10 protein-coding genes and 1 pseudogene are annotated in these 13864 nt (G+C 69.3%); 2 read left to right on the plus strand and 9 right to left on the minus strand.

The features are described 5' to 3' along the window. Positions 1 to 5: 5 nt before the first annotated feature. The 4 genes from bpln_RS28845 to bpln_RS28860 form a co-directional block, all read right to left on the minus strand. The gene (locus tag bpln_RS28845; RefSeq protein ID WP_141755229.1) at positions 6 to 1142 is read right to left on the minus strand and encodes a polysaccharide biosynthesis/export family protein; all 1137 of its coding nucleotides are present in this window, start codon (positions 1140 to 1142) and stop codon (positions 6 to 8) included. Positions 1143 to 1258: 116 nt separating this feature from the next. Then, on the minus strand, positions 1259 to 1702 hold the full coding sequence (locus bpln_RS28850) for a low molecular weight protein-tyrosine-phosphatase (RefSeq protein ID WP_042628558.1): 444 nt from the start codon (positions 1700 to 1702) through the stop codon (positions 1259 to 1261). A 28-nt stretch (positions 1703 to 1730) separates the two neighbouring features. After that, a complete protein-coding gene (locus bpln_RS28855; RefSeq protein WP_042628559.1) occupies positions 1731 to 3167 on the minus strand; it encodes a UDP-glucose dehydrogenase family protein in 1437 nt (478 codons plus the stop codon). Positions 3168 to 3253: 86 nt separating this feature from the next. Then, positions 3254 to 4630: an undecaprenyl-phosphate glucose phosphotransferase gene (locus bpln_RS28860; protein WP_042628560.1), complete on the minus strand. Its 1377-nt coding sequence runs from the start codon at positions 4628 to 4630 to the stop codon at positions 3254 to 3256. A 435-nt stretch (positions 4631 to 5065) separates the two neighbouring features. On the opposite strand from bpln_RS28860, the gene bpln_RS28865 reads away from it, so the two are divergent. Next, positions 5066 to 6646, plus strand: a complete 1581-nt coding sequence (locus bpln_RS28865; protein ID WP_055140736.1) for a mannose-1-phosphate guanylyltransferase/mannose-6-phosphate isomerase — start codon at positions 5066 to 5068, stop codon at positions 6644 to 6646. Between the two features lie 540 nt (positions 6647 to 7186). Here bpln_RS28865 and bpln_RS28870 read toward each other — a convergent pair. The 5 genes and pseudogenes from bpln_RS28870 to bpln_RS28885 form a co-directional block, all read right to left on the minus strand. Continuing rightward, positions 7187 to 8071, minus strand: a pseudogene (locus bpln_RS28870) (transposase); the annotation flags it as partial. 476 nt (positions 8072 to 8547) lie between these two features. After that, positions 8548 to 8802: a hypothetical protein gene (locus bpln_RS36320; protein ID WP_148654221.1), complete on the minus strand. Its 255-nt coding sequence runs from the start codon at positions 8800 to 8802 to the stop codon at positions 8548 to 8550. An 84-nt stretch (positions 8803 to 8886) separates the two neighbouring features. Then, positions 8887 to 10176 (minus strand): RNA polymerase sigma factor, encoded by a 1290-nt coding sequence (locus bpln_RS28875; RefSeq protein ID WP_055140738.1) that lies wholly within the window; start codon positions 10174 to 10176, stop codon positions 8887 to 8889. Next, the gene (locus bpln_RS28880) at positions 10173 to 10577 is read right to left on the minus strand and encodes a YciI family protein (RefSeq protein ID WP_042628564.1); all 405 of its coding nucleotides are present in this window, start codon (positions 10575 to 10577) and stop codon (positions 10173 to 10175) included. The genes bpln_RS28875 and bpln_RS28880 overlap by 4 nt, the downstream gene beginning before the upstream one ends. A 151-nt stretch (positions 10578 to 10728) precedes the next feature. Further along, positions 10729 to 11082, minus strand: a complete 354-nt coding sequence (locus bpln_RS28885; RefSeq protein WP_042628565.1) for a YciI family protein — start codon at positions 11080 to 11082, stop codon at positions 10729 to 10731. 283 nt (positions 11083 to 11365) lie between these two features. Between bpln_RS28885 and bpln_RS28890 the strand changes: the two genes are divergently transcribed. Further along, a complete protein-coding gene (locus bpln_RS28890) occupies positions 11366 to 13231 on the plus strand; it encodes an ExeM/NucH family extracellular endonuclease (RefSeq protein ID WP_055140739.1) in 1866 nt (621 codons plus the stop codon). Positions 13232 to 13864 lie beyond the last annotated feature (633 nt).

Here is a 13864-nt window from a genome sequence, read left to right on the forward strand (position 1 = left end):
CCAGATCAGCGCGTGATCTGCTTCATGTAGTAGACCGACTGGATCGTCGGGAAGATCTGCTGCAACAGGCGGTTGAACTCGACCGATGCCGCCGTGCCCACGTAGACCACGTCGAGCGGCTTCAGCTGGAAGCGGCTCGACAGCATCAGCGCGTCGGGCTGGGTCATGTCGAGCCGGTAGATGTCGGGCGAGTCCGGCTTGTCCTGCATGTCGCGCAGCACCAGGATCTGGCGCGGGTTGGCGTCGGTATCGAGAATCCCGCCACCCGCCGTCAGCGCGTCGGCGATGGTCAGGCGCCCCTTGAGCATCGGCACCGTGGCGGGCGTCTTCACCTCGCCCATCACGAAGATGCGGCTGTCGCTGCGGTCCGGCACGTTGACCACGTCGCCCGGCTGCAGCATCACGTTCTGCGCCGCGTCGCCGCGATCGAGCATGGCGTTCGCGTCGAGCACGTAGAACTTGCCGTCGCGCGTGAGCCGCACGCGCTGCAGGTCGGCCTCGGTGGTCGAGCCGCCCGAGCGCGTGATGGCGTCCACCAGGCGCAGCGGCACGTCGGTGATGGCCAGCGGCCCCGGGGTCTTGACCTCGCCCGTGACCTGCACCTTCTGGCTGCGGTACGACAGCACGCGCACGTCGATCTGCGGATCGCGCACGTACTTCGCGAGTCGCGAGGACAGCTCGTCGCGCAGCTGCTGCGCGGTGCGGCCCGCGGCGCGCACGCGGCCGACGAACGGGAAATAGATGGTGCCGTCGGCGCCCACGGTCTGGCCGTAGGGGTCGGCCTGGCCCGGCAGCGCGTTGGTGTACGGCTGCTGCAGCGCGCCGGCGATGGTCTGGGTGGTGTTGCCGCCCGCCGAGAACGTCTGGCCCTGCGGCGTGGTCAGCTCGGGGTGATCCCAGACCGTCACGCCGAGGATGTCCTGCGGTTCGATCCGGTACACGTACTGGTTCGGATCGCTGAACATGTCGGGCGGCAGCGGCCGCTCCTTGTGCTGCGCGAGCGCCTGCGCCACCACCAGCTGCGGCGTGATCAGCCTGACGTTGTAGTGCGTGTCGGGCGTGGGATCGTGATCGTCGAGGCGCGCGGTGTTGATGTAGTTGCCGGGCGCCGTCGAGCAGGCGGCCAGCAGCAGTGCCAGCATGGCGGGCGCGGCCCGGCGGGTGGCCCAGTGAGCGGCCCGACGAGCGGCGCGGGGGGCGATGCGGGAAGCGGTGCCATGAGCGGGGCGGAGCGCGGGATCGCGCGGGAGCGGGCGTTTCAGCATAGTTTGTGCAGCCATCCTTGGACCAGACGTTCGATCAACCGGCAGCTTTCGCGGTACGCGGATTCGCTGCCGCCGTGCGGATCGGAGATTTCCGCGTCTTCCCATTTGCCGAGCAGGAACACCTTGCCGCGCGCGAACCGGTCCACCGATTCGATCGCGTCGATCTGGTGGCGCTCGGTGGCGAGCACCAGATCCGCGTCGCGCACCAGCGCGCTGCTGAGGCGGCGCGAGCGGTGCGTCGAGGCGTCGACGCCGCGCTCGGCCAGCAGTGCCTGCATCACCGGGTCGATGCCGTCGCCGTCGTTGGCGTCGATGCCGGCCGAATGGAACGCGCAGCCCTCGCCGAGCGCGGCGCGGCCGTGCGCGCGGAACAGGATTTCGGCGGTCGGGCTGCGGCACACGTTGGCGTGGCAGACGATCAGCACGTTGTGGAACATCGGTTCTCCTCCTCTCGGTTGGCGCCGCTCAGAGGCGAGCCTCGGCGGCCGGGCGACCGCTGCCGCCGTCGATGCCGGCCGCCGCGGCCGGCGTGCCGCGCTGCGCGCCGGCGCGGCCGATCGCGTGGTATTCGATGCCGAGCTCGCGCATCGCGAGCGGCTCGTACAGGTTGCGCCCGTCGAAGATCACGGGCGTCTTCCAGCGCGCGGCGAGCGCCGCGAAATCGGGGCTCTTGAACGCGGTCCATTCGGTGACGATCGCGAGCGCGTCGGCACCGTCGGCCGCGTCGCCGGCGTCCTCGGCGAAGCTCAGGCGCGCGAGCTGCGCGGGCTCGCCGGCCAGATCGAGCGCGAACACGCGGCGCGCCTCGGCGGTGGCCACCGGGTCATAGGCGGTCACCCGCGCGCCGCGCGCGAGCAGCTCGCCGATCAGCGCGCGGCTCGGCGCCTCGCGCATGTCGTCGGTGTTCGGCTTGAACGCCAGGCCCCACACGCCGAAGCGGCGCCCGCTCAGGTCCGCGCCGAAGCGCGCGACGATCTTCGCGGCCAGCACGTGCTTCTGCGCGGCGTTGACGTCCGACACCGCGCGCAGGATCCGCAGCGACTGGCCGCTCGCGTCGGCGGTGCGAATCAGCGCCTCGACGTCCTTCGGGAAGCACGAACCGCCGTAGCCGGCGCCCGCGTAGAGGAAGTGGTAGCCGATGCGCGGGTCGGAGCCGATGCCGCGCCGCACCGCCTCGATGTCGGCGCCCACGCGGTCGGCGAAGTTGGCCAGCTCGTTCATGAACGAGATGCGCGTGGCCAGCATCGCGTTGGCCGCGTACTTGGTGAACTCGGCCGAGCGCACGTCCATGTAGAGCGTGCGCTCGTGGTTGCGGTTGAACGGCGCGTAGAGCTTCTTCATCAGCTCGCGCGCGCGCTCGCCCGGCACGTCGTCGTCGCAGCCGATCACGATCCGGTCGGGCCGCGCGAAATCGTCGATCGCCGCGCCCTCCTTGAGGAACTCCGGGTTCGAGACCACCGAGAACATCGTGTCGGCGCCGCGCGCGGCCAGCTCGGCGGCCACCGTCGCGCGCACGCGCTCGGCGGTGCCGACCGGCACCGTCGACTTGTCGACGATCACCTTGAAGCCGGTCATGTGGCGACCGATGTTGCGCGCCGCGGCCAGCACGTACTGCAGGTCGGCCGAGCCGTCCTCGTCGGGCGGCGTGCCCACCGCGATGAACTGCACGTCCCCATGCGCCACGGCCGCCTCGACGTCGGTCGAGAAGCGCAGCCGGCCCGCCGCGCGGTTGCGCGCGATCAGCTCGGCCAGGCCCGGCTCGTGGATCGGCACGCCGCCGTCGTCGAGGATGCCGATCTTCACGGGATCCACGTCGAGGCAGAACACGTCGTGTCCGATGTCGGCAAGGCACGCGCCCGTGACGAGGCCCACGTAGCCGCTGCCGATGATGGTCAGATTCATTTGTCAGCCCTTGCGGCCGTTGCCGGCCGTCACTCGTTGATCGATCAATCGGGAAAAACGGAAAACGGGAAAGCGAAGCGCCGCGCTCAGTACGCGTTGCTGCCGGTGAAGCCCTTCCAGAGCGTCAGCACGACGATCTTGATGTCGAGCCAGAACGACCAGTTCTGCATGTAGTACAGATCGAGCTTGACGCGGCCGGACATCTTCTCGACGCGGTCGGTCTCGCCGCGAAAGCCGTTGATCTGCGCCCAGCCGGTGATGCCGGGCTTGATCCGGTAGCGGAACATGTAGCCGCGCACCAGGTCCTTGTAGATGTCGTCGTGTTCGAGCGCATGCGGGCGCGGGCCGACCACCGACATCTCGCCCTTCAGCACGTTGATGAACTGCGGCAGCTCGTCGAGGCTGGTGCGCCGCAGGAAGCGGCCGATCGGCGTGATCCGGGAATCGTTCTTGCGCGCCTGCGTGACCTGCCCCTTCGCCTCGGCGTGGACTTTCATCGAGCGGAACTTGTAGATCCGGAACTCGTGACCGTCGATGCCCTTGCGGGTCTGGCGGAAGAACACCGGCCCCGGCGAAGTCAGCTTGACGAGCGCGGCGATCAGCAGCATCAGCGGCGAGAGCATGGCCAGCGCGACCAGCGCGAACATCCGGTCGAACACGAATTTCGGCAGGATCCGCACGTCGGTGATCGGCGAGGCGGCCAGGTTGATGGCCGGCACGCCGAGCAGCTCGACCACCTCCTGGTTGAAGAACGACAGGCTGCGCACGTCGGGAATCAGGCGGATATTGACGAAGTCATGCTGAAACTCCTTCACGATCCGGTGGATCTGCTGCTCCTCGGTGATCGGCAGCGTCAGCCACAGCTCGCGCAGGTAGCGGCCGCGCACCAGCCGCACCAGCTCGGAGAAGCGCCGCTCCACCGGCACGCCGTCGAACTCGCGCGTCTCCACCTTGCCCGTCACGTCGAAGATGCACGACGGCGTGAAACCGGCCTCGGGGCGCGCGCGCATCTGCGCGATCAGGCGCCGCGTGTCGCCGGTGTCGCCGACCAGCCCCACCACCTTGTGGTTGTAGCCCTCGCGGCGCAGGCGCCGCAGCACCCAGTGGACCGACGCCTTCGAGGCCACCAGCAGCGCGGCCGTCACCACCGCCCAGTAGCCGAGCCAGAGCCGCGACAGCTCGCCGGAGTGGTGGAAGCTGAAGCTCATCAGGATCCCGGCCATCTCCACCACCAGCCAGGCCGTCGCCACGCGCCACAGCAGCGAGCGCACCGGCTTGCCGCGCCACGACTGGTAGATGCCGAAGGCCGGGAAGAACGCGACGATCAGCATGCCGTTGAACAGCACCATCGACCGCTGCAGATCGTCGAGCGCCACGATGCCGCCGCGGTGCAGCCCGGCCGCGACGAGCGCGCCGGCCACCGCCATCGCGATATCGATCACTCTCGCCAACACGCTCAACATGGGTTGCTCCTTCGCCTGACAGATGGTCGGATCGCAGCGCGGGACCGGACCGTGCGGGGGCCGGTCCGTCTGCTGCAGGTCCTATTGAAGCGGCAAGAATATTGTTGCTGCAAGTGCGCAAGTATTTCTAAAAATATTCGGAATTTATTACGTTTTTACTGCGAATTTTTCTCGGCACAATTTTCCGAATCCGAATGTGTTGCGTATCCACCAATGCCGGCTTTTTACGAAAATTCCTTTTAAATCAACGATCACTGATCCATCGGATCCTATTTTTTACATTTTCTTACCGGTCGAATTTTGATGTTTCGGTCCGTGGCACTTTTTGTTTTTCGTTGAAATTGTTTGATGGTGCGGTGCGGAATTCCGGTTTTTATCATTATTAATGACGTGTTAAAAACTGGACGACCGATCCACGTTTTCGAGGAGTACACGATGAATCCTCCCTCCGCCGTCGGCCTCGCGCCGAACGCCGCCGCGCCGTCCGCGGCTCCCGCCTCCGCCCCCACCGCCGCGCCCGCGGGCGGCACGCCCCAGGGCGCCGCGACGGCCGCCCGCGTGGCCGTGCAGCCGGTGGTGCTGGCGGGCGGTTCCGGCACGCGGCTCTGGCCGATGTCTCGTGAACAGTTCCCGAAACAGCTGATCGGCCTGCTCGGCGACGAATCGCTGCTGCAGTCGACCACGCGCCGCCTCGAAGGCTATGACGGCGATCATCCGGTCTCCGAACGACTGATGGTGGTGTGCGGCGACGATCACCGCTTCACGACCGCCGAGCAGCTGCGCCTGGTGGGCAAGGACGCGTCGATCGTGCTCGAGCCGTTCGGCCGCGACACCGCGCCGGCGCTGACGATCGCGGCGCTGCGCGTAGTCGCCGAGCAGGGCGATGCGGTGATGACGGTGATGCCGGCCGACCATGCGGTGGCCGACCTCGCGCGCTTCCAGGCCTCGCTCGACGCCGGTATCCGCCACGCGATGCAGGGCCGGATCGCCACCATGGGCATCCTGCCAACGCATGCCGAAACCGGCTACGGCTACATCCGCGTGGGCAGCGTGATCGACGCCGCCGGCGAAGGCGCGGTGGAAGTCCGCAAGCTCGCGCGCTTCGTCGAAAAACCGCATCTGGAACTGGCGCAGCAATACGTGAGCGCCGGCGACTACTGGTGGAACAGCGGCATCTTCATCGTGCGCGCGTCGGTCTGGCTCAAGGCGATCCGCCACTTCCAGCCCGCCATCCACGAGGCCTGCGCGCAGGCGGTGGCGCTCGGCGACGACGACGGCACGTTCTTCCGCCTGCACCGCGAGAGCTTCGCGGCCTCGCCGGCGAACTCGATCGACTATTCGGTGATGGAGCCGCTCGTCAACGCGCCGGAGGTCTGCGAAAGCGTGGTCGTGCCGCTCGACGCGGGCTGGTCCGACGTCGGCTCGTGGGACGCGCTCTGGCAGATCTCCGAGAAGGACGAAGGCGGCAACGTGGCGCGCGGGCCGGTGATGCTCGAGGGCGCGGCGTCCACCTTCGCGCACTCCGAGGGCCGGCTGATCGCCTGCGTCGGCACCCGCGACCTGATCGTGGTCGAAACGCCCGACGCGGTGCTGGTGGCCGACAAGGCGCGCGTGCAGGACGTCAAGAAGATCGTCGGCCGCCTGAAGGGCGACGCGCGCGTGGAGGCGTCGAACCACCGCAAGGTGCATCGCCCGTGGGGCCACTACGATTCGGTCGACATGGGCGAGCGCTTCCAGGTCAAGCGGATCGTCGTGAAGCCGGGCGCGCAACTCTCGCTGCAGATGCACCACCACCGCGCCGAGCACTGGATCGTGGTGTGCGGCACGGCGCGCATCACGCGCGGCGAGGACACGTTCCTGCTGTCCGAGAACGAATCGACCTATATCCCGCTCGGCGTCACGCACCGGCTCGAGAATCCCGGCAAGATGCCGCTCGAACTGATCGAGGTGCAGTCGGGGTCGTATCTCGGCGAGGACGACATCGTCCGCTTCGACGACACCTACGGCCGCGGCTGATCGCGCTCCGCGCGCCGACAGTCCCTCCTTTCTTCCGTTTCACCCGCACCGCCGCCCGCGCCCTCCTCGGCGCGGGCGGCGGTTTGCCATGGCGCGGCCGGACAAGCCGCTTTCGCCGATGTCCAGACGGTGCCGGCGCGCTGGCTCCCCTACCCGTTTTCCGCTCGAAAAAAAATCAAAAAAAATGCGCCGGCCGCCCGAAGGCGCCGGCGCCGTGGCCGAGTCCCGGGCCGTTCGTCATGAACGGCCCCGTCAGGTCTCCTAACCGATCTGATAGGCGAATTCGCGATACGTGGGCTCGTGGGCGCGCGCCGCGGCGTCGGCCAGCTCGAGGCGGCGCTCGCCGATCAGGTGCCGGGCCACCTGGCGGTCGGCCGCCAGCGACGGCAGCGTCGCCAACACGGCGCTGGCCGGGCGCACCACGCGCATCTGCGGCGGCAACGCCTGCGCGGCGGCGGCCGGCGCCTGGTCGGGAGCGGTGGCCTCGGCGGCCAGGTGCTGGTCGACCCACTCGCGCCCCCAGGCGATCGCATGACGCTCGGCCGCCTCGGGGTCGGAGAAGCGCGGGCCGATCAGCCCCGAGCGCTCGATGCGGCGGCCGTCGCGGGCGATCTCGGCCCAGGCGCGGTACATCATGTTCTGCACCGGCTGCGCGGTGCCGTACAGCGTATAGCCGCGATACGACTCCGATTGCGGCGCGACGGTGGCGAAGCGCACCGACATCGGCCGCGCGTGATCGCCATGCTCGGTCTGATCGGCATGATCGGCCCGCACCGCGGTGCCGGCCTCGCTCGTGGCTGGTTCGAGGCCGGCGACATCGGCGACGTCCGTCGCCTGCGGCATCGGCGTAAGCGCATGGGCGGCATGGGCGTGGCGCGTGACGGCCTGCACGACGTGCACGGCCTGCACGACGTGCACGGCCTGCATGACCGGCATGGCATCAGCCGCCGGCGGCGCGTCGTGGACCACGCGATGCGCGGCGCCGTCCTCTTCATCATCCTCGTCGTGCCAGTCGGCGGCATCGGCCACCGGCAGGCTCCACGATTCGGGGTTCTGCCAGAACACGCCGCGCAGGCGGTCGTGGTTGGCCACCGGCTCGGGGCGCGGCGGCGGCGCGACGAGTTCGGGCGGCGGCGGCACGTAGGCAAAGCTGCGCCCGCTCATCTCGCCGAGCATCGCGACCATCTCGCCGAGCGTGCCGCAGGCGAGCCACTCCTCGAAGCGGCGGCGGCAGGTCGGCCCCGACGGATAGCGGCCGGGCAGCTTCGACCACGGCTCGCCGGTGGTCAGGATCCACAGGATCGCGTTCGCCACCACACGCGTTTCCGCGCGCGGACGGCCACGACGGTTCAGCCGGATCGGCTCGTCCGCGATCAGTGTCGACACGCGTGTCCATTCTTCATCGCTCAGCTCATCGAAGAACATAGATATCTCCACAACGCAGCCAGGCCGGGGCTGCGATCGAGGCGACATGATCGGAGCATGCGGGATGCACGATCATGGCCGGGTTGCACATTGGACGATTACCGGTGTGCCGCGTCGATGCATTGCGCACTGAAGCAGTGCCGCGATTCACGACGCCGATGCACGAAACCGCTTTTTAGAGGGATGCGGAATTTAATGTGCATGAAGCATACCACCATCAGGGTTTATCTCAATATGACAATCTCGCATTGTTACCCACTGAAACAAGAGATCCTCTCGGCCCCTTTCAATCAATCCAACTACCCTTGAAATATCTGTCCTAATCTGCGAAAACCCTTGCTGGTAAAGGATTCTCCTTACGTCACATTTGCTTACGATTTGTTGCAGCTCGTGCCAACTCCGAACACGATGCATGATTTTCCGATTAGCATCCGCAATCGGTAAATTATCCAAAAATTCTATAAAGAATATCGAATTTAATTGCATCCCATGCATCCATTCCACCTGCCGATGGCACCGTCGCCAATGGTGTCGACGGCGGCTTCCACGACGCGCGTGACGCGCGCCGCACGCATGGCCCTCACTGCGGGCAGCGCGCGTGACGAATGGCGTTCGGAAAGTGAGGAAAGCGAACCAGCGGAACCGGCGAGGCAGGAGCGAGAGGCGATGCCGGAGGGCAATGACGCCCGGAACTTCCAGAGCAGGTTGCCGGGCATCGCGTCGTCGCGCATGTCGCCGTACCGGCCGCTAGAGGTCAGGCTTCGTGGCGGGAATTGCAGGACTTGGAGAGTGCGGGGGCCTTCGGGCTGCGGGGATCAGGCGCGATCCGGGCCGGGCGACAGCGCCTCGGCGCGCTCGAGCAGCAGTGCCCGATCGCGCGCGTTGCGCGTCATCGCGGCGGCGCGGTGGAATTCGGCGCGCGCCTCGTCGCGGCGGCCGAGCCGCGCGAGCAGATCGCCGCGCACGCCCGGCAGCCACGGGTAATGCGCGAGCGCGGCATCATGGGCCAGCGCGTCGACGAGCGCGAGCCCCGCCGCCGGCCCCGACGCCATCCCCACCGCCACCGCGCGATTGAGCGCGATCACCGGCGACGGCGCGACTCGCGCCAGCACGTCGTAGAGCGCGACGATCGCGGCCCAGTCGGTGTCGGCCGCCGTGCGTGCCCGCGCGTGGCAGGCGGCCAGCGCCGCCTGCAGCGCGTAGGGGCGATGCGCGCCGCCGAGCGCCCGCGCGCGGTCGAGCGCGTCGAGCCCGCGCCGGATCAGCAGCGGGTCCCAACGGCCGCGATCCTGGTCGGGCAGCAGCACCGGCCGCCCCTGTCCGTCGACGCGCGCATGCATGCGCGACGCCTGCAGCTCCATCAGCGCGACCAGCCCGTGGACCTCGCTGTCGCCCGGCGCGAGCGCGGCCAGCACGCGGCCGACGCGCAGCGCCTCGTCGGTCAGCGCGGGCCGCATCCAGTCGTCGCCGGCAGTGGCCGCGTAGCCCTCGTTGAAGATCAGGTAGATCACTTCGAGGACCGAGGCCAGCCGCGCCGCGCGCTCGCTCTCGCGCGGCACCTCGAACGGCACGCGCGCTGCCGCGAGCGTGCGCTTGGCGCGTACGATCCGCTGCGCGACGGTCGGCTCCGGCGTCAGGAACGCGCGCGCGATCTCGTCGGTGGAAAGGCCGCCCAGCAGCTTCAGCGTCAGCGCCACGCGCGCGTCCCTCGACAGCACCGGATGGCAGGCGATGAACACGAGCCGCAGCAGGTCGTCGCCGATCTCGTCGTCGCGCGCGGCCGCCACCGTGTCGGCCACGTCGGGCGTTTCCCAGGCGCCGAGCGCATCGAGTTCATGGCCGAGCTGCTGGTGCCCGCGCGCGTGGCGCGCGTCCTGCCGCAGCCGGTCGAGCGCGCGGCGCTTCGCGGCGGTCATCAGCCAGGCGCCGGGATTGTCGGGCACGCCGTCGGCCGGCCAGTGTTCGAGCGCGGCGACGAGCGCGTCCTGCGCTACCTCCTCGGCCGCGCCCACGTCGCGCAGCATGCGCGTCAGATACGCGACCAGCTTCGCGGCCTCGATGCGCCACACGGCCTCGATCGCCGCGGCCACCGGCGGCAGGCTCACCCGGCCGTTCCGGCCGGCGGCCCGAGCACGCCGCCGGGCTCGAAGTCCTCGGCCTCGTAGAGCCGCCGCACCTCGATCGTGCCATCCGCCAGCGCGCCGAACGGCGCCGGGAAGCGTCGGGTCCATTCGAGCGCCTCCTCGCGCGAGCGCACCTCGATCAGCGTGTAGCCGGCGATCAGTTCCTTCGTTTCGGCGAACGGCCCGTCGATCACGCGGCGCCGGCCGCCCGCATGCTCGACGCGCCAGCCGTCCGAGGTGGGCCGCAGCCCGGCCGCGTCGAGCAGCACGCCGGCCTGCGCCAGTTCCTCGTGATAGGCGCCCATCGCCGCCAGCAGTTCGTCGTCGGGCCGCCCGCCCGCCTCGCTCGCGAGCGTCGCCCGCACCTGGATCATGAATCGCATCGCACCGTCTCCCGTTGGGCCGAATCGTGCCGCGCCGTGTGGCGGGCTCCTGTCACGACGACGCGCGAGGCCGCGCGATTTCGACAACGCGGACGCGCACCGAGGGAAAACCCCGAGCCCGCACCGGGCGGCGCGCCCCGCCGTCAGGCGCTCACAGAAAACACGGGCCGATCTCGCGCACCTCGACCGTGCACCACTCGGCGGCCGGACAGGTCTTCGCGATCGCCACCGCCTCGCCCTCGGTGGCGACGTCGAGCAGGAAGAAGCCGCCGATCATCTCCTTGGCCTCGGCGAACGGCCCGTCCATGACGCGCGCCTCGCCGTTGCGGATTTGCACGCGCGTGGCCTGGGCGTCGGACACCAGCGATTCGGCCGCGCGCAGCACGCCGCGCGACTGCAGTTCGCCGCTGAAACGCAGCATCCGCTCGTACAGCGCGCGGCCCTCGTCCTGCGTGCGCTGCGCGCGCTGGCCAGCGGGTTCGGCAATCAGAAGCATAAAAGCCATGGTGTTCTCCGGGATCGGACGACGATGACGTGGAGCGCGGCCCATACGGATCAAATGGGCCATGCGGGACGTGCCGCCCATTCTGGGCGCGCTGGCCGCGAGCGTCCACCTCGGCGCGACCGCCGGCTCGCGCCACGGCATCGAACGATGAGGAACAGCGTAACCGCGGCGCGCGTTCACGACACCCTGGCCGAATGGCCAGCGCACGCATCTCGATATTTACTGCGTTCATCATGCCGACACGGTCTCGTGAATCCTCTTCCATCGTTTCCATGTCGACACCATGAATCGGACCATTGCACGTTTCGTATCGATCTGCTGGCTTGCCATGCTGCCGGCGTTCGGCGCCCCCGTCTCCTTCGCCGTCGATGCCGCTTGCGGCGGCGATGCGACGCCGATCGCCGAGGTCCGCGCCGGCCCGGATTCGCCGGCCAACCGGCGCATCGTGTCGATCGAGGCCGTCGTCACCGCCGACTACGGCGGCTCCGGTGGCCTCGGCGGCTTCTTCGTCCAGCAGGCCGACGCGCAACGCGCGTTCCGGCCGGGCGTGTCCGAGGGGCTGTTCGTCTACGCTCCACGCGCGCGCGCCACGGCGGGCGATCTGGTCCGCGTGAGCGGCACGATCGAGCGAAAGTATGGCCAGACGCAGCTGACGCTGGCCGGCCCGATCGCCGTCTGCGCGCATGGCCGGACCGTCAGCCCGGCGACGCTGACGCTGCCGGTGGCCGACGCGGACGCGTTCGCGGCCGTCGAGGGCATGCTGGTGCGCCTGCCGCAGACGCTGACCGTCAGCGAGGTCCACGAACTCGGCCGCTACGGCAGCATCTTGCTCAGTCGCGGCCGGCTGCCGGTGCCGACCCACGTGATCGATGCGGCCGACACGGCCGGCGTGAAGGCGCAGGCCGTGGCGAACACGCGCAACCGCCTGATCCTCGACGACGGCTCGAGCCGGCAGAATCCGGCCGTGGTCCCTTATCCGGCGCCCGGCCTGTCCGCCGCGAATCCGCTGCGCGTCGGCTACACGGTCCGCAACGTCGAAGGCGTGATGGAACGCCGCTTCGGCGCATGGCGGCTGCAGCCCGTGCCGGGCGCACCGGCACCGGCCTTCGATGCGGCCGCGAACCCCCGTGTTGCGGCGCCCGCGCGCGACGCGCGGGCCGACCTGCGCGTGGCCGCGTTCAACGTGCTGAATTATTTCAACGGCGACGGGCGCGGCGCGGGCTTCGACGCGCCCGATCATCGCGGCGCGCCGAGCTACGCGGAATTCCTGCGGCAGGAGGCGAAGATCGTCAGCGCGATCACGGCGCTGCGGGCCGACGTGGTCGGCCTGATGGAAATCGCCAACAACGGCCACGGCGAACGGAGCGCCGTGCGGCGGCTGGCCACGAGGCTCGGCGACGGCTGGCGCGTGGTGGAGCCCGGCGTCGAGCGGCTCGGCGGCGACGCGATCAAGGTGGCGCTGCTCTACGACGGCCGCACGGTCGAGCCGGTCGGCCAGCCGGCCACGCTCGCGAGCGACGGCCTGAGCCGCGCGCCGCTCGCGCAAACGTTCCGGCGCAGCGGCGGCGCACACGCGCTGACGGTCGTGGTCAATCATCTGAAATCAAAGCGCTGCCGCGGCGCGAGCGGAGCCGATGCCGACCGGGGCGACGGCCAGGGCTGCTGGAATCCGGCCCGCGTGCGCGCTGCACAGCGCCTCGCCGACTGGCTCGACGGCGCTCCGACCGGCGCCGGCCACGCCGGCGTGCTGCTGATCGGCGACCTGAACAGTTATGCAAGGGAAGCGCCGATCGCGCGCCTCGAAGCGCGCGGCTACGTGAACCTCGTTGCGCGCTTTCTCGGCGACGGCGCCTACAGCTACGTGTTTCGCGGCGAATCGGGATACCTCGATCACGCGCTCGCGTCGGCGTCGCTCGTGCCGCGCGTGCTGGCCGTGCATCACTGGCACATCAACGCGGACGAGCCGGGCGCGCTGCAATACACGTTCGCCTACAAGAGCGACTGGCAACGGACCGCGTTTTATGCACCCGATGCGTATCGTTCATCGGATCACGATCCGGTGATCGTCGACCTCGTGCTCGACGGTTCCGCCGCGCCGGGCGCGCCCTCGGGCGCCGGCGTCGCGCCATCCGGCCCGCCCGGCGCATGACCGCCACTCGCACCGGCCACGGGTGCGGTACTCGCGCCGCAGCGCAGAACCATCCCGCGCGATCCCACGCGCGAAGGCACGCCGACGCGAGCCGTGAAGCCGGCTGCCGACCGCTGCGCGCGCATCGATACGCAGCGCGCCGCCGCGCCGAACGACGCTCCCCACGCCGGGGCCGGGAGGCCACCCGCGACACCTCCCCCGCATCGCGATCCGCCACGCAAGCGGCGCATCGAACCGCGCCGCTACGGAAAAAACTACAAGCCTTCGCGCGCGATCGTGCAAAAAAGCACCATCGGCACGCCGTGCCGCGTCGAGCCGGAAAACCGGGCACCCACACTTCGCGCGCCTCGCAACAGCATGCAACAGGCCGGCTCCTCGCCACGCGCCGGCATCGCGGCAGCGCCATGCGCGGCAACGGTTCCCGGCCGATCGCAACCATCGCGCCCGCTCGCGGCCGACCATTCTTACCGATTCCGGGCAAGCCGAAACCGGCAATTTCTCCCGGATTCGACGCCGTTCCGCAAACGTCTGCCGCAATCTTTCAACGCGACGCCAAGTCCCTGTCGCGAAACGACTTTCCTGATTCGCGACACAAGGTGGCACACGAATTGCGAAACTCTCCGCGAGAATGCG

Source organism: Burkholderia plantarii (assembly GCF_001411805.1).
GTDB lineage: Bacteria > Pseudomonadota > Gammaproteobacteria > Burkholderiales > Burkholderiaceae > Burkholderia > Burkholderia plantarii.